Annotated in this window: 2 protein-coding genes; both read right to left on the reverse strand. The window is 53.9% G+C overall.

What is annotated here, in order from left to right; translation table 11 throughout:
- Positions 1 to 607: 607 nt before the first annotated feature.
- A complete protein-coding gene (locus tag RC85_RS25565) occupies positions 608 to 955 on the reverse strand; it encodes a hypothetical protein (protein ID WP_238383237.1) in 348 nt (115 codons plus the stop codon).
- Between the two features lie 683 nt (positions 956 to 1638).
- The coding region (locus RC85_RS28765) for a hypothetical protein (RefSeq protein ID WP_238383238.1) at positions 1639 to 1952 on the reverse strand (314 nt) is incomplete at its 5' end.

Below are 1952 nucleotides of genomic sequence, written 5' to 3' on the forward strand. Positions count from 1 at the left end.
AATTAGTGAAACTGGAGTCGGATACAATGGGAGGTACGACCATCCGACGACTAGCCAACCCTAGCGATCAGGCCGCTTCGGTTCAACGCTTTGTTATCCGCGATTGCCGTCCCCGGCGTTCCTTAATTCTAGCGACCTGACCCAGCGAAGTCGAGCATGATGTCTGCATGGTCCAAGCATGACGCCCACATCACACGAGCATTGCAGAGTGAGCGAAACCAACAAATCAGGATTGATTTCGGCGTTGGCGTGGCCAATGCGTGCTGATTCGCCGCCCTGCTGCCGTCGACAACGAGCCGTTTCGCGATCAATGCGGCGGTCCGTCAGCATGGCATCGCGCTAGACGAGCATGGCCCGCGATGGCCGAGCATGGTCCGCGCTGGTCGAGCAAGATAGCCTCCGCAGGATAACGTCCGCGTTAACCGAGCGGACCTGAAAAGGTGAATTGGTGAAAACGGAGCCGGATACAATGGGAGCCTGCGACCATCCGGCGACTAGCCAGCCACGAAGGCCTCTCCGCTTCGGTTCAACGCATTGTTATCCAGACAGCGGATTGAATCGTTGGCCCTAATCTTAACAGCTCCCTAAGCACCAGTCGAGCATGACATCAATTTGGATGATCGTTCTCGGGTGATTGTTTTCGTATCGCACGCTGTATTTCGTGCATCTGGTATGAGAATAACCAGCACGTCGCAGTCATTGCCAAACTCGAAAATCCGACAAGCAGCAGAACTGCGTGGCCGGTTGCGTATCCCAATACCACCAATGATGTCATCGTGAAGATCCAGAACGCCTGTGCCAGAGAGTATTGGCGATTGGGTGCTGGTGTCGCTGGAATGCACTGGTCAGCGTGGCGGAAGTCTTCTGTCATCGTCCCGTCTATTTTTGTCCCACAATTCCAGCAAGCATCAAACTGCTGTTCGACATGAATTTCACATTGCTGGCACGTCCACATTGGTCAGTCTGGATAACGTCCGCGTTAACCGAGCGGACCTGAAAACGTAAATTAGTGAAAATGGAGTCGGATACAATGGGAGCCTGCGACCATCCGGCGACGTGCCAACCACGAAGCCATCTCCGCTTCGGTTCAACGTTTTGTTATCCTGCAACGGGCCGGGGCCGTGCTCCAATTCTAACGAGTCGGCCAATCGAAGTCGAGCATGTTCTGCCGCATGATTCGAGCATGTCGACCGCGTGTCGGAGCGAACTTGGCCAAACCAAAGTGCTGCGATCGGATTCGTACTGCAGGTGCTTGCTGCCATTGTGTCCGCAACCGCCTTCGAGCATGTCCGTTGCAATGGCCGCATGCCTTTGTGCTGCTGACCGCAATTCGTTGCATGCCACCAGCATGTCGGCGCGCGATAGCTCCGCAGGATAACGTCCGCGTTAACCGAGCGGACCTGAAAATGTAAATTAGTGAAACTGGAGCCGGATACAATGGGAGCCTGCGACCATCCGGCGACAAACCAACCACGACGCCATCTCCGCTTCGGTTCAACGCATTGTTATCCGGCCTGGATCGCTGAACAACGCACTTCTGGCGACAAGCTTGAGGCATGCATGTGTCCGCGCGCCCGGTTCCTATCGCAATTATTCAACAACGCGGACAAGGAATCAAGTCAATCCTGATGCACCTAGTCATGAGGGCAGGTTGTCTTCGTTCAGTTCAGCCACCAAGTCATATGCAACATTGAATACGAAGTACATTGATTCAAACGCAAATGGGAGTATCGCGAACGCGGCACGATACCCGACCGTTGAAATTGGTAACATGAGAATGCCAATTGTGGCGAGTGCAGATGGCACGAATGAAAGACCGCTGGCGAACTGGCCTGTCCTGATGCGGCGAACGGCCATCATTAAAAGCGAAATTATCATCACCGAATAAAGTGAAAGGCAAGTTAGCCCAAGAATCCAGCGTAGTGCGATCATGGCATGCAAGGCCGGATAAC

It is taken from the genome of Rubripirellula obstinata (assembly GCF_001642955.1).
GTDB lineage: Bacteria > Planctomycetota > Planctomycetia > Pirellulales > Pirellulaceae > Rubripirellula > Rubripirellula obstinata.